The organism is Anaerostipes sp. MSJ-23 (assembly GCF_018918155.1).
Classification (GTDB): Bacteria; Bacillota; Clostridia; order Lachnospirales; family Lachnospiraceae; genus Anaerostipes.
Genome location: NZ_JAHLPY010000005.1, coordinates 67876 through 89949 on the forward strand (window position 1 = coordinate 67876; position 22074 = coordinate 89949).

18 protein-coding genes and 1 other annotated feature are annotated in these 22074 nt (G+C 32.7%); of the genes, 5 read left to right on the forward strand and 13 right to left on the reverse strand.

Features of this window, described 5'->3' with window-relative positions:
* Positions 1–353 precede the first annotated feature (353 nt).
* The 4 genes from KQI71_RS05545 (at position 354) to feoB (ending at position 5871) form a co-directional block, all read left to right on the forward strand.
* A complete protein-coding gene (locus KQI71_RS05545; RefSeq protein WP_216434875.1) occupies positions 354–1031 on the forward strand; it encodes a hypothetical protein in 678 nt (225 codons plus the stop codon).
* 59 nt (positions 1032–1090) lie between these two features.
* Positions 1091–1298: a binding site (T-box leader), on the forward strand.
* Positions 1299–1396: 98 nt separating this feature from the next.
* Positions 1397–3328 (forward strand): threonine--tRNA ligase, encoded by a 1932-nt coding sequence (gene thrS / locus KQI71_RS05550; protein WP_216434878.1) that lies wholly within the window; start codon positions 1397–1399, stop codon positions 3326–3328.
* A 267-nt stretch (positions 3329–3595) separates the two neighbouring features.
* Positions 3596–3823, forward strand: a complete 228-nt coding sequence (locus KQI71_RS05555; protein WP_330655316.1) for a FeoA domain-containing protein — start codon at positions 3596–3598, stop codon at positions 3821–3823.
* A complete protein-coding gene (gene feoB, locus KQI71_RS05560; RefSeq protein ID WP_216434880.1) occupies positions 3820–5871 on the forward strand; it encodes a ferrous iron transport protein B in 2052 nt (683 codons plus the stop codon). Before KQI71_RS05555 ends, feoB begins: the two co-directional genes overlap by 4 nt.
* A 227-nt stretch (positions 5872–6098) precedes the next feature.
* Here feoB and KQI71_RS05565 read toward each other — a convergent pair whose 3' ends face one another.
* The 11 genes from KQI71_RS05565 to KQI71_RS05615 all read right to left on the reverse strand — a co-directional run bounded on the left by KQI71_RS05565 (position 6099) and on the right by KQI71_RS05615 (position 18253).
* The gene (locus tag KQI71_RS05565; RefSeq protein WP_216434882.1) at positions 6099–6254 is read right to left on the reverse strand and encodes a hypothetical protein; all 156 of its coding nucleotides are present in this window, start codon (positions 6252–6254) and stop codon (positions 6099–6101) included.
* Between the two features lie 78 nt (positions 6255–6332).
* Positions 6333–7934 carry an ABC1 kinase family protein gene (locus tag KQI71_RS05570; RefSeq protein ID WP_216434884.1) on the reverse strand — a complete coding sequence of 534 codons (1602 nt, stop codon included), beginning with the start codon at positions 7932–7934 and terminating at the stop codon, positions 6333–6335.
* Between the two features lie 9 nt (positions 7935–7943).
* The gene (locus KQI71_RS05575) at positions 7944–8303 is read right to left on the reverse strand and encodes a phasin family protein (protein WP_216434886.1); all 360 of its coding nucleotides are present in this window, start codon (positions 8301–8303) and stop codon (positions 7944–7946) included.
* Positions 8304–8369: 66 nt separating this feature from the next.
* Positions 8370–8810: a D-aminoacyl-tRNA deacylase gene (gene dtd, locus KQI71_RS05580; RefSeq protein WP_216434888.1), complete on the reverse strand. Its 441-nt coding sequence runs from the start codon at positions 8808–8810 to the stop codon at positions 8370–8372.
* Positions 8811–8887: 77 nt separating this feature from the next.
* Positions 8888–9904, reverse strand: a complete 1017-nt coding sequence (gene ilvC / locus KQI71_RS05585; protein ID WP_216434890.1) for a ketol-acid reductoisomerase — start codon at positions 9902–9904, stop codon at positions 8888–8890.
* Positions 9905–9961: 57 nt separating this feature from the next.
* Positions 9962–10465, reverse strand: a complete 504-nt coding sequence (ilvN, locus tag KQI71_RS05590; RefSeq protein ID WP_216434892.1) for an acetolactate synthase small subunit — start codon at positions 10463–10465, stop codon at positions 9962–9964.
* A 111-nt stretch (positions 10466–10576) separates the two neighbouring features.
* On the reverse strand, positions 10577–11692 hold the full coding sequence (locus KQI71_RS05595) for an LCP family protein (protein WP_216434894.1): 1116 nt from the start codon (positions 11690–11692) through the stop codon (positions 10577–10579).
* Positions 11693–11713: 21 nt separating this feature from the next.
* Positions 11714–13000: an LCP family protein gene (locus KQI71_RS05600; protein WP_216434896.1), complete on the reverse strand. Its 1287-nt coding sequence runs from the start codon at positions 12998–13000 to the stop codon at positions 11714–11716.
* Positions 13001–13122: 122 nt separating this feature from the next.
* Positions 13123–14040: a glycosyltransferase gene (locus KQI71_RS05605; RefSeq protein ID WP_216434899.1), complete on the reverse strand. Its 918-nt coding sequence runs from the start codon at positions 14038–14040 to the stop codon at positions 13123–13125.
* Positions 14041–14058: 18 nt separating this feature from the next.
* The gene (locus tag KQI71_RS05610; RefSeq protein WP_216434901.1) at positions 14059–16308 is read right to left on the reverse strand and encodes a DNA gyrase/topoisomerase IV subunit A; all 2250 of its coding nucleotides are present in this window, start codon (positions 16306–16308) and stop codon (positions 14059–14061) included.
* Between the two features lie 31 nt (positions 16309–16339).
* On the reverse strand, positions 16340–18253 hold the full coding sequence (locus tag KQI71_RS05615) for a DNA gyrase/topoisomerase IV subunit B (protein WP_216434903.1): 1914 nt from the start codon (positions 18251–18253) through the stop codon (positions 16340–16342).
* Between the two features lie 153 nt (positions 18254–18406).
* On the opposite strand from KQI71_RS05615, the gene KQI71_RS05620 reads away from it, so the two are divergent.
* Positions 18407–19069, forward strand: coding sequence for a hypothetical protein (locus KQI71_RS05620; RefSeq protein WP_216434905.1), 663 nt, complete (start codon positions 18407–18409; stop codon positions 19067–19069).
* Positions 19070–19115: 46 nt separating this feature from the next.
* On the opposite strand, the gene KQI71_RS05625 is transcribed toward KQI71_RS05620, so the two are convergent.
* Positions 19116–20798, reverse strand: coding sequence for an acyl-CoA dehydratase activase (locus KQI71_RS05625; RefSeq protein ID WP_216434907.1), 1683 nt, complete (start codon positions 20796–20798; stop codon positions 19116–19118).
* Positions 20792–22072 (reverse strand): 2-hydroxyacyl-CoA dehydratase family protein, encoded by a 1281-nt coding sequence (locus KQI71_RS05630; protein WP_216434910.1) that lies wholly within the window; start codon positions 22070–22072, stop codon positions 20792–20794. The genes KQI71_RS05625 and KQI71_RS05630 overlap by 7 nt, the downstream gene beginning before the upstream one ends.
* Between the last annotated feature and the right edge of the window lie 2 nt (positions 22073–22074).

Consider the following 22074-nt stretch of genomic DNA (forward strand, 5'->3'; position numbering starts at 1 on the left):
TTTCTATTTTTATAATCGTTATAATAAATATAAGAAAGGAGGCGAGGAATTATTATAAAATATATGCAAAATCAGCGATATTTAGTAATGTTAATTATTTTATTATTAGTCTTTTGCTGTAATTATACTACTTTATTTGCGGTTTCTAACGATGTTGTAACAAGTAGCATAAAAGAAACTGTAACAACCATTAGTCAAATGCAGAAATATTAAAACAAAGGAGTGTACAAGAGTAAAACAAATAATGCGAAGATGATTTTCTCCAATCATGAAAAAAATGATGCCCATATTGTAAATTTTTCATGTAATGTACAAAATTATTAAAAATTTAAATTTCAGAAAGGATGATCTAAATGACAAAAAAATTTTTATGTCACAAAAAACAAATTGAGAAAAAATTAAAAAAAGCAACGGCAGCAGCATTTTTATTAGCAACTGTTTGCGCAGCAGGTATGCCATTTACTGGAGAAAATGTGAAAGCTTCTCCTTCATCACCTGTGATTGTTTCTAAAAAAGCGACTGCACCTTCTTCTTCAACAATGACAAAAGCTTATAAAAACTTTTTAAAGAAAAAGGTAAGTAAGAAAAAATATTATAGTATTGTTAAAATCGGAGAAAAAAATAAACCCGTACTTTTAATTGGTACTGGTGGAGAAGATAAGGATAAGAAAGGAAGCAAACATTTTACTACTTGCAATCTTTACTATTATAAAAATGGAAAAGTTGTAAAAGTGGGAGATTTTAAGGATGGCGCAAGGTATTTGATGTTATCTCATAAAAATGGACAGACATATCTTGAAAATGGAGGATCAGATTATGGATTATTTCTCTGTATAAAAGGTGGTAAACTTTATCGTTATGAATATTATAATAATCATAAAAACGATCATTGGAAACAATCCATCATAAAAGTGGATGGAAAAATAGTAAAAACTCTTGGGTATTTAAATGCGAAACAATATGGTAAATATAGAGATTCCTATGTATATAAAAAAGATTCTTCTATTAAATTTATTCAAAATAAAAAATAAATTTTTAATAGATAGCATTGATTTTATACGAAAGCAGTGCTATAATACACAAGAAATAAGAAAAAGCGTTGAAGAGAAGAGTACTTCGTGAAAGGCTTTCAGAGAGAGATGTGTATGCTGTGAGCATCTTAAGTATCGAAGCGAAGGAAGACCACCTCTGAGTGGCTGTAAACCAGTCCGGTTGACATCGTTAACTGTCATAAGTGATTTGTCTATGATTGATCAAGACAAATAACCAGGGTGGAACCGCGATAACTCGTCCCATGGATTTTTTAATCCATGGGCTTTTTTATTTATAAGAAATTTTGTTTCTATAGAATAAAGAATGCTCTTCAATTTTTTAAATAAAGAAAGGAAGAAAACAAATGAAGATTACATTAAAAGATGGATCTGTAAAAGAGTATGAAAACAGCATGTCAGTCATTGATATTGCAAAAGATATTAGTGAAGGACTTGCAAGAGTTGCATGTGTTGGAGAAGTTGACGGTGAGGTTGTTGATTTAAGAACTGTAATTGACCATGACTGTCAGTTAAATATTTTAACTTTTGATTCTGATGAAGGAAAGCATGCCTTTCGTCATACAGCTTCTCATATTCTGGCTCAGGCAGTAAAACGTTTATATCCAGAAACAAAATTAGCAATTGGACCTTCTATTGATAATGGTTTCTACTATGATATGGAAAAGGATACACCATTTACACAGGACGATCTAGAAAAAATTGAAAAAGAAATGAAAAAGATCGTGAAAGAAAATCTGGAAATTACAAGCTTTACAAAACCAAGAGAAGAAGCAATTGCTTTTATGAAGGAACGTAATGAACCTTATAAGGTTGAATTGATTGAAGATCTTCCAGAAGATTCTATTATCAGTTTTTATCAGCAGGGAGAATTTGTTGATTTATGTGCTGGACCTCATTTGATGACAACAAAACCAGTCAAAGCATTTAAATTAACTAGCATTGCAGGTGCTTATTGGCGTGGAGATGAGCATAATCAGATGCTTACTCGTATTTATGGTACTGCATTTACAAAGAAAGCAGAATTAGATGCTTACCTTACTATGATGGAAGAAGCAAAAAAACGTGACCATAGAAAACTCGGAAAAGAACTTGGTCTGTTTATGATGAGAGAAGAAGGACCTGGATTCCCATTCTTTCTTCCAAAAGGTATGGTACTGAAAAACACATTGCTTGATTACTGGCGTGAGATTCATGAAAAGGCAGGATATGTTGAAATTTCTACACCAATCATGTTAAGTCGTCATTTATGGGAAACATCTGGTCATTGGGATCATTATAAAGAAAACATGTATACAACTGTTATCGATGATCAGGATTTTGCAATCAAACCAATGAACTGTCCAGGTGGTGTTTTGGTATATGAATCAGAACCACGTTCTTACAGAGACCTGCCACTGCGTATGGGTGAACTTGGTCTTGTTCATCGTCATGAAAAATCTGGTCAGCTTCATGGTTTAATGCGTGTTCGTTGCTTTACACAGGATGATGCTCATATTTTCATGACACCAGAACAGATCAGAGACGAAATCAAAGGTGTTGCCGGACTCATTGATCAAGTATATAGTTTATTTGGATTTAAATACCATGTAGAACTTTCTACACGTCCAGATGACAGTATGGGAAGTGATGAAGATTGGGAACTTGCAACAGATTCCTTAAGAGGAGCTCTTGATGATCTTGGTCTTGACTATGTTGTAAATGAAGGAGATGGAGCATTCTACGGACCAAAAATTGATTTCCATCTGGAAGATTCTATTGGAAGAACATGGCAGTGTGGAACAATTCAGCTTGATTTCCAGCTTCCACTAAGATTTGATCTACATTATACCGGAGCAGATGGTGAAAAACATCGTCCAATCATGATTCACCGTGTAGCATTTGGTTCTATTGAACGTTTTATTGGTATTTTGATCGAACATTTTGCCGGAGCATTCCCAACATGGCTTGCACCAGTGCAGGTAGAAGTTATTCCAATTTCTGATAAACATATGGAATATGGAAATAAAGTACTGGAAGCATTAAAGGCAGCAGGTATTCGTGCAGAAATCGACGGAAGAGCAGAAAAAATGGGATATAAGATTCGTGAAGCACAGCTTCAGAAAATTCCATACATGTTAGTTGTCGGTGGAAAAGAAGAAGAAAACGAAGCTGTATCTGTAAGAAGCCGATTTAAAGGCGATGAGGGACAGATAAAATTGGATGATTTCCTTGCTTCTATTAAACAGGAAATTGCAACAAGAGAAAATCGTAAAGTAGAAAAAGAAGAAGAAAAATAAAATTTTTTTACTTTTATAGGGCTATTGCAGATGCAATAGCCCTATTTCTTTGTATAAAATATAATTAACGGAATATTCTTAAATAATTCATTATAATTGAATAATTATTTTTGTATTCATTATAGATACTTAAAGAAAATTTAAGCATCTATAATGAATATCAAACAAAAAATCAATCTTATTGAGAAAAATTATCGATAATTTGTTATTTTCTGTTATAATAAAAAACAGAAAATAACAAAAGGAGAAAGAATAAAAGTGGAACAAATGATGAAATTAAAACAAGGAAGTATCGGGCATGATTACACGGTTATCTCTTTCAATCTTCCATTGAATATTGAAAAACGTCTGGAAGCCCTTGGAATGACATATGGAACTGTTGTTTCCGTTTTAAACAGGAAACATCAAGGAATTATGATTGTGAAAATTCGAGGAACTCGTTTCGCATTAGGAAAAAATATTACAAATAATATTCAGGTGAGGTGTGCGGGATGAGAAAAGAAGATTTAACTATCGGATTTATTGGAAATCCAAATTGTGGAAAAACAACTTTGTTTAATGCCTACACTGGTGCAAATTTAAAGGTAGCAAACTGGCCAGGCGTTACTGTTGAGCGCATGGAGGGTTCTATTCAGTCTCATGATACAAAGATTCGTTTAGTAGATCTTCCTGGTACTTACAGCCTGACATCTTATACTATGGAAGAACAAGTATCCAGACAATTTATTCTTAGTGATGAGGTTGATGTAATTGTGGATGTTGCAGATGCCTCTTCCTTAGAACGAAATTTGTATTTGACGCTTCAATTATTAGAACTTGGAAAACCAGTCATTCTAGCATTAAATATGATGGATGTTGTTTTAAAACGTGGAATGGAAATCGATACACATAGACTTCCAGAAATGCTTGGAATTCCTGTTATTCCGGTATCAGCAAGAAAGAAAACTGGCTTAGACATTTTATTACATGCAGCAATTCATCATAAAAATGCAAAAAAACCAGATCAATTGATTCATGAACATAAGAAAAATTCTTTATCACATCATAAGCATAATCATCACAAGGATTATGCTATGGTTTATTCTGACATGATTGAAGATAAGATTGACAGGATCATAGATTATATGAAAAAAAGATATCCAGGACTTGATAATTACCGATGGTTAGCTCTAAAACAATTAGAGCGAGACAAAGAAATTATAGAAACCTATCCGGTAGATCTTCCGGATGTTTTAGATCGTAACTATGAATCTGATATTATCAATGAAAAATATGACTTTATTCAAGAAATTATAGAAGAAGTAGTTGTCAATAAAAATCGTCAAGAGGCATTTACAGAAAAAGTAGATTATTTTTTAACGCATCGTATTTTTGGAGTTCCAATTTTTCTTGGAATTATGGCAATCGTATTTGCTTTAACGTTTATTATTGGAGATTGGATCAAAGGTTATTTTGAAATATGGATAGAAGCATTTTCAAAAGTTATCCAACAAGAGCTCGTTCTTTTACATGTAAATCAAATGATGCAATCGCTAATTGTAAATGGTGTCATTGCAGGAGTTGGTGGAATTCTTACTTTTCTTCCAAATATTTTTATCTTATTTCTTGCCCTTGCCTTTTTAGAAGATAGTGGTTACATGGCAAGGGTTGCGTATTTAATGGAAGGAATTATGAGCAGACTCGGATTATCCGGGCGTGCATTTATTCCAATGATTTTAGGCTTTGGATGTTCGGTACCTGCAATTATGGCATCTAGAGCCCTTGAAAATAAAAGAGATCGATTGAAAGTAATGCTGGTTACACCATTTATGAGCTGTAGTGCCAGATTACCTATTTATATTTTATTTTCAGAAATGTTTTTTCAAAGACATGCAATGATCGTTGCTTACTCTATGTATCTTATAGGTTTAGCTGTTGCAATTTTTATTGCAGGGATCATACATCTTATTGATAAAAAAACGAATCCAAACTACTTATTAATTGAGTTACCAGAATATAAAGCACCAAGCGCAAGAACTATTTTTATTTATGTATGGGAAAAAGTGAAAGATTATCTAACAAAAGCTGGTACTACAATATTTGTAGCATCTATCTTCATGTGGTTTATTTTAAATTTTGGTACTCATGGATATACAACACAAATGGCAAACAGTTTCGGAGCCAATATTGGTAAATTTTTAGTTCCTTTCTTTGCGCCAATTGGACTGGGATTATGGCAAATTGCAGTTGCTCTAATTGCGGGAATTTCGGCAAAAGAAGTGGTTGTATCAAGTTTTGCTGTATTATTCAGCATATCGAACATTAATTCGACAATTGGAATGCAATCTTTGACAACAATATTAAAAAACGATGGATTCCATCCATTAAATGCATTTTGTTTAATGGTCTTTTGTTTATTATATATTCCGTGTGTTGCTACATTAGCAACGATCCGAAGGGAATCTAATAGTACAAAATGGATGATCTTTACAGCATTTTTTCAGTTGATGACTGCATGGATTGTAACTTTTATCGTTTATCATATTGGAAGTTTTATCATATAAAATAAAGGAGTAACAACAATTGTAGAGAAAGAGAGAAATCGTCTTTTAGACTGATTTCTCTCTTTCTAGACCAATCTATAATTTAAATTAGTATTTTGCGTATAGATTAAAATACTTCTATCTTTCTATTTTTTTCAATAAAAAATTAGTCATTATATGATAAAATCTTTTTTGCTAATATTTAGGATTTTATCATATAATGACTCTTTTCTTAAAATACATTTCATTTAAAAACTAATGTCGTTTTTCTTTTTTAAAAGATTAGCTCCGGTTACAATCATCATAATTCCTGCAGTAATTCCGGCACAAATTGTTACAACACCCAAAGCAATATTTCCAGCTCCGGTGCGCTTCATTGTTAAATAAATTTTCTCCATATCCATAAATGAACCTCCTTTTTTCTTCCTATTTTTATCATACAATTTTAAGTCTTTTTATACAAGTGATTATACTTGATTTTCTTATTTTTTCTTCGACCTTCTTTTCACTAATAACATATGAATCAACAAATATAAAACGAAAATACCTCCAATGAAAAATCCAAAAAAAGAAAGCCAAGGGAGATGAAAAATTGCTTTGGGAAGATCACAAAGACATAAAATTGCAGATGTTAACCAAAAAACAGCAACTAAGCATGTTATAATCATTTGATTAACATGATCTTGGATTTGTTTCTTCCATTCAGTTGTTTCTGATGACTCAATGTTGATTCGAATTTGTCCGTTTTTTGTTATATTAAGCAAATCAGAAAGCTGCGCTGGTATTTCCAGAGACTTCTTTGAAGAACTGTAAATTGCTCTAAAATTATGTCGAAGTTCTTTTTTGAGATCAAACTCGTTCATCAAAATCTGAGACATATGCGTCGTCAAAATTTCTACCATATTAACTTTGGGCGAACATATTTTTAAAGTCCCTTCCATTGTAATCATACTTCTTGCCAAAAGTGTAATATCAGGAGCAACTGCAATCTTATGTGTCTTTAAAAGATCTAACCCATCTTCCATCAATTCACCAAGATTCATACTTCCAAAGTCCATATTCATATATCGGCCCACAAGATCATCAAGGTCTGTATATAATTGTGCATGATTAATCTTTTCTGTTGGATTTCCGAAAGAAAGGAAAGCATTTTTTAGTTCGTAAATATCATTTTTTAAAATAGCCGAAATTGCACGTTTCAAAATTGCTTTGTAATGATCGGAAAGATATCCAGCCATTCCAAGATCTAACCATACAATGGTCCCTCCAGAAATCCATAAATTTCCAGGATGAGGATCTGCATGAAAAAATCCATCCTCCAGAATTTGTTTACAGTAATTTTCCGCTGCTTTTTTCCCAATCTCCAGCATATCATAACCAAGCTGTTCCAAAGTCTCTATCTGATCAATTTTAATGCCTTTAACATAGCTCATGACAAGAAGTTTACGAGTGGAATGCTTTTTATAAACTTTGGGACAGCTGATATAACGAATTTTTTCCTGATTTTTATAAAATAATTCTAAATGATCTGCTTCTTTTAAGAAATCCATTTCTTCTTTTGAAATTTTCCAAAGTTCATCGATTACACTTCGAAAATCAATCAAGTCTCCGATCCCTGTTGCAAAATTCAAAAATCCAGAGGCTTTTTTCATCAATGCAATGTCATCTGCCATCGTTTCTTTGATTCCAGGCCTCTGGATTTTTAATACAACTTCTTCACCATTTTTCAGGACTGCCTTATGTACTTGAGCAATAGATGCTGATCCAAGTGGTTCCTTGTCGATGGATTTAAAAAGTGATGAAATAGGACACCTAGTCTCTTGCTCAATGATATAACGAATGGTATCAAATGGTAATGGTTTGACATCTGTTCGAAGCCTTGCAAGTTCTTTACAATATTTTTCAGGCAAGATATCAGATCGCATAGACATAATTTGTCCGAGTTTTACATAAGTTGCTCCAAGATCTTCTAAAATATCACAAAGTTTCTTTGGATCAATTCCTTTTGTGACATGATGACATTTCAAAACTTTTAAAATCTCTTTTAAACGTCTTTCGGCTGTTTCTTTTCCGTCCTGTTTCATAGTGATTTCCTATTCTTCAGTTTCTTGTTCGTCAAAGATATCTTCTTCTACATCTGCTTCCTCATCTTCTGCTTTTGCATTTGCAACTTCTTCAATATGAGCTTTTAATTTTTCAAGTTCTTCATCTGACATACTTTCAACAGAAGAATATGCACTTTCAAAGTTTTTTGCTGATTTTACGTTCGCACGTTCTTGCATTTTCTTTTTCGCATTATTCTTTAATTCTTCATTAAATACTTTTCCTTGCTCTACTGTAAGTTCCCCTTTTTCAACAAGTTTATCAACAATGTCTTTTGTTGTTTCTGCTGTTGTGGCAACAGCTCCAACGCCTGCTAAAAATATTTTTTTCAGTCCTTCTCCAAATTCCATGTTTCATCGTCCTTTCTTTTGATTTATTTTTAGGAATAATTATAACTAACTATCTCTATTTTACCATTAAAGATTCTCAAGAACAATGGTAAATGGGCCATCATTTACAAGTGATACCTCCATATGTGCGCCAAAGATACCAGTCTCCACAACATTCAAGTGATTTTTGCATTGTTTAATAATATATTCATATAATTGTTCTGCCTTTTGTGGAGCCCCAGCCTGTGCAAAACTTGGTCTATTTCCTTTTTTACAGCTTGCATATAGTGTGAATTGAGATACTAACAATAACTCACCTGAAACATCTTTCAAGGAAAGGTTTGTTTTTCCATTTTCATCTTCAAAAATACGCAGATTAATCATTTTTTTTATATATTTCTCTGCTATTTCTTCGGTATCTTCCTGTCCGATACCGATGAACACAAGAAATCCTTTTTGAATTTTTCCTGTGTATGCACCATCTACTTTTACAGATGCATTTTTAACTCTCTGAATAACAAATTTCATAAATCCTCCTGAAAAAAGAAAAAGATCAGAAAGAAAAACTTCTGATCTTTTTACAGTTTATATTTGATAACTCAATCTTAGTTGTTGATTAATTTATCTTCATTGCTCCAGCTATATAAGCTACGGATTTCTTTTCCGATGATTTCAGACTGATGTTCAGAAGCTAATTTTCTCATAGCTTTGAAATGAACCTGAGATCCTGCGTCAGACATGTCTAATAAGAAGTCTTTTGCAAATGTTCCATCCTGGATATCAGAAAGGATCTGTTTCATAGCTTTCTTTGTTTCAGCTGTAACAATCTTTGGTCCTGTGATGTAATCACCATATTCAGCTGTGTTAGAGATAGAATATCTCATTCCTTCGAATCCTGACTGGTAAATTAAGTCTACAATCAGTTTCATTTCATGGATACATTCAAAGTAAGCGTTTCTTGGATCATATCCAGCTTCTACTAATGTTTCGAAACCAGCCTGCATTAATGCACAAACACCACCGCAAAGTACTGCCTGTTCACCGAATAAGTCTGTTTCTGTTTCTGTTCTGAATGTTGTTTCAAGAACACCAGCTCTTGCTCCACCAATTCCAAGAGAATATGCCAGTGCAAGGTCTAAAGCTTTTCCTGTTGCATCCTGTTCTACTGCTACTAAGCAAGGAGTTCCTTTTCCAGCCTGGTATTCACTTCTTACAGTATGTCCTGGTGCTTTTGGAGCAATCATAGTTACATCGACATCTTTTGGAGGTGTGATGCATCCAAAATGGATATTGAAACCATGAGCGAACATTAACATATTTCCAGCTTCCAGATTTGGTTCGATAGATTCTTTGTATAATTTAGCCTGTTTTTCATCGTTGATCAGGATCATGATAATATCAGCTTTCTTTGCTGCTTCTGCAGAAGTGTATACTTTAAATCCCTGATCTTCAGCTTTCTTCCATGATTTGCTTCCTTCATAAAGACCAATAATTACGTCACATCCAGATTCTTTTAAGTTAAGGGCATGAGCATGTCCCTGGCTTCCATAACCGATAATAGCGATGGTTTTTCCATCTAACAGTGATAAGTTACAGTCTTCTTGATAATAAATCTTTGCCATTTTACTTTTCCTCCATTTTTTGGCTTTATAGTAAACAAAAGTTACAACTTTTGCTACTTACAATTTGAATGATACTTCTGTATCTTCTCCTCTGGATAATCCTGTAAGACCAGTTCTCACAAGTTCCAGAATTTCAAAATCTTTTAATAGATTTACAAATGCTTCAATTTTATTTAAATTTCCAGTAAGTTCCATCATCATGCTATCTTTTGCAACATCTACAACTTTTGCTCGAAAAATATCAGCAATAGAAAGAACTTCTGATTTTTCTGATTTTGAAGCACGAACTTTAATTAGAATTAATTCACGGCAAACAGACTCTTTTTCCTGCAGTTCACAAATTTTTACGACATCTTCAAGTTTTGATAGCTGATTTTTAATCTGCATCAAAATACGGTCGTCTCCACTGACTGCAATCGTCATTCGTGTAAATTTTTCATTCTGTGTCGGACTTGCAGTAATGCTGTCAATGTTATATCCACGACGTGTAAACAATCCTGCAACACGACTTAATACACCCGGTGTATTTTCTACTAAAATTGAAAGTACGATTTGTTTCATTTTACACTTCCTTTTCCTAAATGTTCTGTTTGTCATGTATACAGAGCATTCATATTATTTTTTATTCTACCAATTCCGTATATATGTGTCAAGAAGTGATTCGAAACAACTTTATTCTCCTTCAATCGTATTTGAAGTATTGAAGATATTTCCAGAATCACCTTTGGAACGGTTGTAATCATATTTTGACTGATATCCATAAGTTTGAGCGGCATCTGCACCTCCATAGTTTTTAGCAAAATCCTGTCGTTTTCCCTGATTGAACATAAAATATTTCAATGCTTCCTGATTTGCCTTAAAATTCACAAAAAATACATAACCACAAGGTGGATAATGTCCAACAACCGCTGTTTTATAAGTATTTTCAATTGGAATTCTTAGTTGGTCAATCTCTGTAGTTCCCATCTTGGCGACAGATAAAATTAATTTTTTAACATAAGTAGCATCCATATCTGTTGATACATCCGACATAGCATCAATGGCAATATCAATGACATCCAGTGGATTTTGCTGCAACATTTTGTTAAATGTTGCTTGCATAACTGCACGTTGTCTTCCTGTACGCCCAAATTCTTCTATTCCATATTTTTTAGAATATACATGTCGAACTCTTGCATAACCAAGTGCTTGATTTCCATTTAATATCTGTTTTCCAGCTTTCACTGTACGATATTTTTTCTTAGAAATATAGTTTGTACTATTTAGATAATCTGCTTCTTCTTTTTCTAATGTCATTTCAATTCCGCCAATGCGATTGATTACTTTTTCAAAAGCGGATAAATCGACAACACAAAACTTATCAATTTTTATATTAAAATTTTTTGCAATAGTCTGATATAAAAGCTCTTCTCCGCCAAAGGCATATGCCGCATTCAGCTTATTTCTTCCATGCCCTGGAATTTCTACATACATATCACGTAAAAATGATGTTAGTTTTAATTCTTTTGTTTTAAAATTAATCGTAGCAACCATCATGCTGTCTGAACGTCCATGATCCCCTTTTTCAGAGCCTTGTGCACCATTATCAGAACCAACTAGTAAGATATTAATAACGTCTTTATTAAAGGATAAATCCTTTTCATTTGAAATTTTCACTTTACTTAAAGAATGTGATTTTGGTGTAACAGCAGCTTCTAAACGTGCATCATAATATCCAAGACCCGCGCCAAGAACAATTGCAACTATAAGAAAAATACTAAATATTGCTGTAAATTTTTTTGTAAACATATCAAATGACCTTCTTTTCCTTTATTCCTGAGCAGATTCTGTGTTCGTTGTTGATGGATGAACTCTCTCTGTTGTTGTATGTGTTGTAGAATGTGTAGCTTCTGTTGTAGGTGTAGGCCTATATGTGCTACGTGTACTTCTTGTAGAACGCGTAGATCTTCTTGTAGAAGAATAATAAGTTCTTGTCGTTCTTTGCGAAGATGCCCTTCTTGTAGAAGAAGTTGTCGTTGTATAACTTTTTCTACTCTGTGTAGAAGAAGTATTAGACGTTTTTGTAGATGCTTTCGTTGATGTCGCTGCAGTATATCCAAAGGTTTCTACATTTTTAGAACCACCATATTCTTTTGACCAATCCTTTTCTGTACCTTTGTTAAATAGGAAGTACTGTAATGCTTCTTTGTTTGCTTTAAAGTTTACAAAGAATACAAACATATTGCTTTGAGCTCTTCCCATTTTATAAGTTCCCTCTAAAGGAATTCGTTTCTGATCAATATCTGTAGTTCCCATGGAAATCACTTTTGTTACAAGACTTTTTAAATAAGAGGCATCCATATCTGTCGATACATCTTTTAATGCATCCAATGCAATATTAGCAATTTCAGCAACATTTTGATCTAAAACTTTATTTAATGCTGCTTGAAGGACGGCTCTTTGTCTTCCGGTTCGTCCAAAATCTCCGTCTCCATATTTTTTAGAAACAACATAACGGATTCTAGAATAACCAAGTGCTTGATTTCCATTTAATAACTGTCTTCCTACTTTAACGTTACGATATTTTTTCTTAGAAATATAGTTTGTACTGTTTAAATATTTTGCTTCTTTTTCTTCCAAGCTGATTTCTACTCCACCCACTTTATTAATGACCTTTTCAAAAGTGGAAAAATCAACAATACAGTAATGGTCAATTTTAATTCCAAAGTTTTTTGCAATTGTTTTATAAAGAAGCTGAACCCCACCAAAAGCATATGCTGCATTTAATTTATTGTGTCCATGATCTGGAATTTCCACATACATATCACGCATAAGAGATGTCAGTTTCAATTCTTTTGTTTTTGTATTAATTGTTGCAATCATAATACTATCAGATCGTCCATGATCACCCTTAATTGCTCCATGGTCTGATCCAACCAAAAGAATATTAATAACGGATGAGTCAGAAATAAGATTTGTTCCTGCTGGATCTTCAAGTTTTTGTTTCGTGTTTACAGAAGCTTCCAGACGTGCATCATAATATCCGAGCACCCCTCCAACTGCAATTCCGATTATAAGAAATACACTCAGTATAATCTTAAATTGTCTGATTTTCATTTGTGTCCTCCTCATTATTCATCTGTTTCATAGTCTTTAATTATATCATATTATTAACGAAAACAATAGATGATTTTATTAAGATTTCTTGAAATTAACGTTCCATTTACACAAATAAAATTTTAAAAATTCCAATAGGTTTTATTCATTGTAATTTTTTTGATTAGCCATTGAGGAAGATGTTTATAATTTTTTCCAAGTTTGTAACCAATGTACTTGCATCCACTATCTGTAATATATTTGGGAATTAAATGAAATTTTCCTTTGGATGCTAAATGCTTTAAGGTAGCTGTAACCATTCGTACACCTTCAGATTCGGACTTAACTTTTAAAAATAATCCTCCATAATCTACTTGTGATACAGCAAGATCAAAATTTCTGTGAAGCTGATCAATTGCCCTATAATCATGCCAATGCCATACTTGTGCATCTGCAGTATAAGCAATTATTTTTCCAGCTTCAATAAGTTTAGATGCCATGATCATATCTTCATTAAAAATTGTTTTATGAATAAATCCGCCCATTGAATCATAATCTTTTTTTCTATAGGCACTGCAAACATTAGAGCAAAAAAATGTTTTAATCCCAAGAGTATCAAGATCTTTTTTTGTTTTCAGGCGACTTTCTTTTGGATAATTAAAGGTCCTTGTATAATATTCGATATAATTTTTTTTCGGATCTGCCAGTTGGCGGCCGTAAGCAGCCGCCACATCTGGATTTTCAAACGGACGAAGAAGGTTTTCAACAAGATATGCATCTTTTGGTATTGCATCATCTGTCATAAACATCAAAATATCGGCGTTAGATAACGATGCACCATAATCTCTGGTCTTTCCATGATCAAAGTCTTCTTTTTTTATATGATGAACTTCTATTGGTGCATCTTTGTAAATATCTAAAAAATTTTTATCAAAAAATTTTTCTTCGGTATTAATGATAATAATTTTATCAGGTTTTCTTGTCTGCTTTGAAAGTCTTGAAAGAGATTTTTTAAATTTTTCTCCTGGTTTATATGTTGGGATAATCAAATCAACCTTCATATGTGTTTCCTTTCTTCCTTAACGTCGGATTTTTGAACCTTTTGTATCTCTTTTCGCAAGTTTTAGTTTATGAAACTCTAATTTTTTCTTTTTATACATAATCGATGTTATATTCTGTGCTTCCAGAACATAAACCTTCATAATTTCATCATCTTTTGACAGCTTCATGCTATGTACACCAATAGCACCTTTTTTCTTTTTTGGAATTTCAGAAAGTTGGAATCTTAAAAACACTCCATTTTTTGTCTGCAATACAACTTCATCATTCATCGCAGTTGAAACTGGAATCACTGCTACAACTTCATCATTTTCTGTAAGTTTTGTTGATGCAACTGTTCTTTTAGTAACTTTAAACTCTTCACCATTTACAACTTTTAACATACTTTGAGCAGTCGCAAATAAAAGTTCTGTATGAAGAATATCTTCTACTGGCATAACCGCAATAATAGCTTCTTTAGAGCTATCATAATTTCCAAGATTATCAATTGGAGTGCCCTTATCTCTATATTTTCCAGATGGAATATCTAATATTTTTATTTGGTGCATCGTTCCTTGATTCGTAAAAATACAAATTTTATCCGTATTCATACATGGAATCACATATTTATAATCCTTTTGAACATTTTCCTTATTTCTTTCAAATGTTGCCTTATCAAATGTTTTAGAATAACCAAAACGATCCATAATAAAATAAACTTGTTCTTGTTTTATTGGAGCTTCTATATAAACAGCTTCTTTTCCATCTTCAATGGTGGTTCTTCTTTCTTTTCCAAATTCTTTTTTGAATGCATCCAATTCTTTACGAATGACACGTTTTAAAGAAAGATCATTATTTAAAATGTCTTCATACTCTTCAATTTTTTCTGTAATTTCTTGAAATTCTTCTTTCAATGCAAGAATTTCAAGACCAATCAAACGATAAAGCTTTAAATCAAGAATAGCACAAGCTTGTTTATCTGTAAATGTAAGTTTTGTCGCTTCAATCATAGAATCTGACGTTTTGAAATTGATATTTCCAATTTCACCTTTTGTCAGACAGGCTTTTACTTCTTTTTGACTTTTACTTCCACGAATAATTTCAATGATTAAATCAATCATATCGCAGGCTTTAATTAAACCTTCTTTAATTTCTTTTTGTTCATATAACTTTTTTAAAAGTGTACGATATTTTCTTCTTGTGATTTCATAATGGAATTGTGTATGATAAGCGATAATATCTTTCAGACTTAATGTTTCCGGCCTTCCATTAACAATTGCCAACATATTAATTCCAAAAGTATCTTCAAGTTTTGTCTTTTTATATAAAAGATTTTTCAAACGTTCAACATCTGCTCCTTTTTTTAATTCTAACACGATGCGAATTCCTTCTTTTGATGATTCATTCGAAATATCTAGAATGTCTGTTGTCTTTTTCGTTTCAATTAAATTCACGATATCTGACAAAAATTTAGAAATATTATTTCCAATCATCGTATATGGTATTTCTGTAATTACCAGTTTATCTTTTTCTCCACGTTTTTGTGATTTTTCAAAGACAACTTTTCCACGTAGTTTTAATTTCCCAGTTCCAGAAGAATAGATTCCTAAAAGATCTTTTTTATTAACAACAAGTCCACCGGTTGGAAAATCAGGACCTTGTATATATCCCATTAATTCTTCATTCGTAATACTTTCCTTTCGCATGTAAGCTTTCACAGCATCGACGACTTCACAAAGATTATGTGGTGGAATACTCGTTGTCATACCGACAGCAATTCCATCTGCACCATTTATGAGAAGATTTGGTATTTTTACTGGAAGAACTTTCGGTTCACGTTCCGTTTCATCAAAATTAGGGGCAAAATCAACAACATCTTTATCAAGATCTGATAAATAAGCATCTTGTGTGATTTTTTGAAGTCTAGCCTCTGTATAACGCATAGCAGCAGCTCCATCTCCTTCGATAGAACCAAAATTTCCATGACCATCAATCAGCGGCATACCTTTCTTAAATTCTTGCGACATGACAACTAGAGCATCATAAATAGAGCTGTCACCATGTGGATGGTATTTCCCCATCGTATCTCCTACGATTCTTGCAGATTTTCTATGTGGGCGATCAAAACGGAGTCCAAGTTCATCCATAGAATAAAGGACTCTTCGCTGTACAGGTTTTAATCCATCTCTAACATCAGGAAGTGCTCTTGCACAAATAACGCTCATTGCATAATCAATATAAGATTTTTGCATCACTTCAGAAAATTCTGCTTTTATAATATGTTCTGACATAATAATTCCTTTCTGTTTTTACATCTTTTTATTAGATGTCCAGCGTTGCGTCATCGGCATTTTCATAAATAAAGTTTCTTCTTGGAGGAACATCACTTCCCATTAACATAGAAGTCACATCCGAAGCCATTCTGGCATCTTCAATTTCAATCTGTTTTAATGTTCTTGTTTCAGGATCAAGCGTTGTTTCCCATAACTGTTGTGCATCCATTTCGCCAAGACCTTTATATCTTTGAAGGGTAAAAGAGGTCTTATGATTTGCACGATATTTTGCTAATGCATCATCATCATATAAATATTCTTCTTTTCCTTTTTTCGGAATTGCTTTATACAAAGGCGGAGTTGCAAGGAAAACGTGCCCATGTGTAATTAACTCCGGCATAAAACGATAAAAAAATGTAAGCAGTAAAGTAGCAATATGTGCGCCATCTACATCAGCATCTGTCATAATAACAATTTTATGATAACGAAGTTTTGTAATATCGAAATCATTACCATATCCCTCTGAAAATCCACATCCAAAAGCATTAATCATCGTTTTAATTTCTGCATTTGCTAGAACTTTATCCATGGTTGCTTTTTCTACATTTAATATTTTTCCACGAATTGGAAGAATTGCCTGCGTTTTTCGATTTCTAGCTGTTTTGGCAGAACCTCCTGCAGAATCTCCCTCAACGATAAATATCTCACATTCTTCTGCTTTATGACTTTCACAATTAGAAAGTTTTCCATTACTATCAATAGATAATTTTTGCTTTACAAGCATATTTGTTTTTGCTTTTTCTTCTGCTTTACGAATTTTTGCAGATTTTTCTGCACATGCTAGTACTTTCTTTAATGTATCTAAATTCTTATCAAAAAATAAAACAGTTTCTTCACCAGTAATTTCACTTACTGCTTTTCCTGCATCTGGGTTATCAAGTTTTGTTTTGGTTTGACCCTCAAATCTAGGATCTGGATGTTTGACTGAAACAATTGCTGTCATTCCATTTCTTACATCAGCACCAGTAAAATTAGCGTCTTTTTCTTTTAAAATACCTAGTTCTCTTGCATACTGATTCATAATCGTCGTAAATTTTGTTTTAAATCCTGTAATATGTGTTCCACCTTCAATGGTATAAATATTATTACAAAAGCCAAGAATATTCTCTCCAAAATCTTCTGTATATTGAAAAGCAATCTCGGCTTCAATGCCATCCGTTGATCTCTTAAAATAAATTGGTTCATGAAGGATTGTTTTTCCTTCGTTTAATTTTTTTACATAAGCACAAATACCATCTGGTTCATGGTAATCAACGCTTGTTTCCTCTTCTTTTCTTCGATTAATATAATGAATCGTAAGCGAAGGATTTAAATATGCTGTTTCATGAAGACGATTTCTTACCATTGCTGCCTTAAAATAGGTTTTATCAAAAATTTCTGGATCTGGTAAAAATTGAACGGTTGTTCCAGTTTCTGATTTTTTACACGTACCAATAACTTCTAGTGGCGTCAAAATTTTTCCACGAGCATACTTTTGCTGATATATTTTACCATTTTGTTTGACTGTAACTGTTAGCCAAGTAGATAATGCATTTACAACAGATGCACCAACACCATGCAAACCACCGGAAATTTTATATCCACCATCTCCAAATTTTCCACCGGCATGCAGCATTGTAAATACCATCTCTACCGCAGAAAGGCCTGTTTTTTTATTAATACCAACAGGAATTCCTCGTCCATTATCAGAAATAATGGCAGTACCATCATCTTCAAGAGATACGGTAATATCATTACAATATCCAGCCAAAAATTCGTCTACTGAGTTGTCTACAATTTCATATATTAAATGATTCAATCCTTTTGTAGATACGCTTCCAATATACATTCCTGGTCTTTTACGGACTGCTTCTAGCCCTTCTAGAACAGATATACTGTTGGCATCATACGTATTCTTTGCCATTTTTATCTTATTCCTCCTTACTATAAGGTAATCTTAGTTAGTTTAACATAGAAAAATTTGTTTGACAAACTTATGTTTCTTTTCGACACAAGTTGACATTATACAACAGAAATTTTATAATTACAAAAGAAAAAATAGAAAGGAATGAAAAAAATGAGGCGTAGGTTTATAAGAAAAATATTGGCAGGAATCAGTGTATTTTCAATTGCACTTGTTTCTTCTGGATGTGGATCACAAAAAGCAAAGGCTCCTGATGCAACAATGAATGCTTTCTATCAGTTAATGATATGCCAAAATTCAACTGAAATCGCAAAACTTGGAATTGACGAAAACGATGCACAGAAGACAAAAGACACCTATCATGATTCCATGATTTCAACTTTACGAGATGAATTTTCAAAAGCAGGTGTTTCTATCACTGAATCTGAAGCTACTGATATTTTTAATGCCATATCCCAAAAACTTTCCACTTTAAAATACAAGGTTGAAGTAAAAAATGAAGATGGAAAAGAAGCAACAGTAAAAGTATCCAGTCAATATATCAATTATTTGGATTTATTTAAACAAGCAGCCCAAAACACGACACAGGCATTAAAACCAAATCATATTGACAAAATTTCAGATGCAAAGAAATTATTAGTAGATAATATTATTACTGATTTTCAAAACGTACAAGCATCACAGAGAATGCATAGTAAGACTTTTGAATTAAAAGAACAGAAAGTCAAAAGTGGTAAAAAAACTCTTCATATTTATTTTCCAAAAGACACAAAACAAACAGGTTCTGATCTGATGAAACTTGTGACAAATCAATAATTTTTAATGTTTATAATAAAAAGAACGGGCATGAAACCCGTTCTTTTTAATTTCCCATCATATGATCAAGCGCATATAATGCGGCTCCGGTTGCTCCTACAATTTCAGGTTCCGGACAAATATGAAGTTTTGATTTTATTTTTTCTTCAACAGCACGTACAACCCCAGGATTTTTTGCAACTCCTCCGGTCATCATAAATTCTTCTCGAAGTCCAACTCTCTTTAATAAAGAATAAGATTTATTGGCAATCGAATGACAAATACCATTTGCAATATCTGCTTTTTCTTTGTTTTGTGCAATTAAAGAAATAACTTCTGATTCTGCAAAAACAGAACACATACTTGTAATCTCTATTTTCTCTGTAGATTTTAGTGCAATTGGTCCAAGTTCATCAATACTAATTTCAAGGCTTCTTGCAATCATTTCAAGAAATCGTCCAGTTCCTGCTGCACATTTATCATTCATAACAAAATCAGTAACCTCACCTTGATCATTTAAAGCAATTGCTTTGCTGTCTTGCCCTCCAATATCAAGAATTGTGCGGATAGAAGGTTGAAAATAATGTGCACCGCGCCCATGACAACTGATTTCTGTTACATCTTCATCTGCATATGGAATACTAACTCTCCCATATCCAGTTGATACGATCCAAGAAAGATCAGATTTTGTAATACCAGCTTTTTTTAGAACTTCTTCTAAAATTTTTTGTGCACTTTCTCCAGATTTTGCACCGGTTCGTACAACGGAAAATGCCTTAATTTTACGATCCTGATCCATAATAACTGCATTTGTTGATGTGGAACCACTGTCTACTCCCATTACATACATTGATTTTATTCCTGCCTTTCTCTTCTCTGTCATTTTTTCTGGCGTTTTTTTAAGAGATTCTAAAAATGCTTCCATACGAGTTAAAATCTGACCATAACTTTGTTTTGTATAATCTGTTTCTAATAAAAGAAGCGGTTTTTTTATTTGTTGTTTCAGCCATGCGTATTCATACGAATAATTATCACAAAACTGTACTGTATGATAAATAATGCCGTCAACAGAAGAAAATTGTTCTGAGAGCAGACGATCTCTATTGGAAGCCTGTTGCATACGCATACATGGAAACTGACTTAACAAACCTGTACAATAACTATGAAACACTTGTTCCTTGTTTAAAAGAATTTTTCTTTCCAATCCTGTACAAGTATCATCAAATAGCACTTGTACGTGATGATCTCTTAAAATTTTATGAATATTTTGATTTGCTCTTGCTCCAAGAATTCCTATTTTTATCTTATCTTTTTGTGGTGTAATATTGTTTGGCTCCTGTTCTTCTTTTATCTTTTTAAGAACTTTTTCAAGCGCATCTTCTGAAAATTCTTTTCCACTAAAATCTCGATAATCTTCCATCATCTCAATAATTCGTTTTTCATATAAACGAACACCAGCATCATTGATAATTCTTGGAACATCCAGAATATAAATAAACTTGTCTGGGAATTCATCTTTTAAAACATCATATAATCTTCGAATACTATCACAACATGTTGTAAGAATAATACCATCATAGTCATGATCCAACACATCTTCTAAAACACCTTTTGCAAAACTACATATATTTGGATGCATTTTTGTATCTGCCTGTTGAAAACTTGCAACCTCAGGTTCAATCTTTTTCATTGTTTCTCCCATAGATTCAAAGATTTCAACAGGTGTATACTTACAAATATAACCTAACATGTCGTATTTCCTCCGTCATCATCTATCATTTCCAAAAATGCTTCAAGACGTGTCTTAATCTGACCGTCATGACTATTTCTCCTATCAATTCCATCTCCGTCTAAAATTAACATTGGAATATGATGTTGCTTCATCTCTTCTTTTAATAAAATACTTCCACCAGATGCCTGCTTACATCCCCAATGACAAAAATGTATGACTCCATCTACATGTAAGTCTTCAGCAAATTTACAAAGAATCTCTGCTTTATGAGCATAAGATCCATTGTACAGATTTTCAATTGTTTTTTCTGCCAATGCTTCAAATGGATGTTCTTCATCAAGTATTCCCGTATAGTCAAGAACCATATCACTTGGTATCAGCTGATATTCATTATTCCCATTAAAATATTCTTGCAAACTTTCTTGATAATAAGGAAGTAAGTGTACCCAAAGAATTTTTTTCCCTTCAAATTTTTCATATGTTTGGATATCTTTTACAAGGAAACGAACAAGTTCTAAAAATTCCTTTGTTCCTATTAATAGATGCATTCCCATCATAAGATATAAATAACTGATGATTTGTCCTGGATAACGATGAATCATTAAAAGTTTTAAGAATTTTTTCAATTCTTTTCTTGTTTCATTCTCTATATGTATTTGTTCTCTCAACATTTCTTCTTGAAAAGGAATTCCCGTTTGTTCAGATAATCTCTGTGTAAGTTCTCGCATCTGATCTGCAAGATATTGAATCGATGCTTCATCTTTTTCGTACGGAACATCTAAAAGTGTAAAAGGAACTCCTTTTGTCTTTTGAAAATATCGAAAAGTATTCAAATTTCCATCACAAGTTAAAGATGTTGTAATTGCATAAGATGGAACCTTTACAACACCACTTTCTACAGCTCCGACAAAAGTTTTATGATAAGAACATAGCGTTGGTGCAATTCCAAGATCTTGTGCCCAATCTATAAAAAAATCTTCTAAATGATATCCTGAAAGATAACAAGACATACACTCAATAGAAATTGTTTTTAGATTAAAACAGTTCATAATTTCGCATGGTGCAAAAATATTTCCCCATACATAAGAGTTTTCTTTTCCAAGACTATCAGCAATTAAAGACATCATCATATTTTCTAATTGTTGATAACCTTTGGAAAGATTTTTATTTGGTAAAAATTTTGTTTTGATTTTATTTGCTTTAAATCCAGCAGTGATTTTTCCCCAACTTTTTTCTGGGTGCTCCATTGCCTGTTTTCGAATAAATTCAATTACAGTATCAACGGCTGACATAA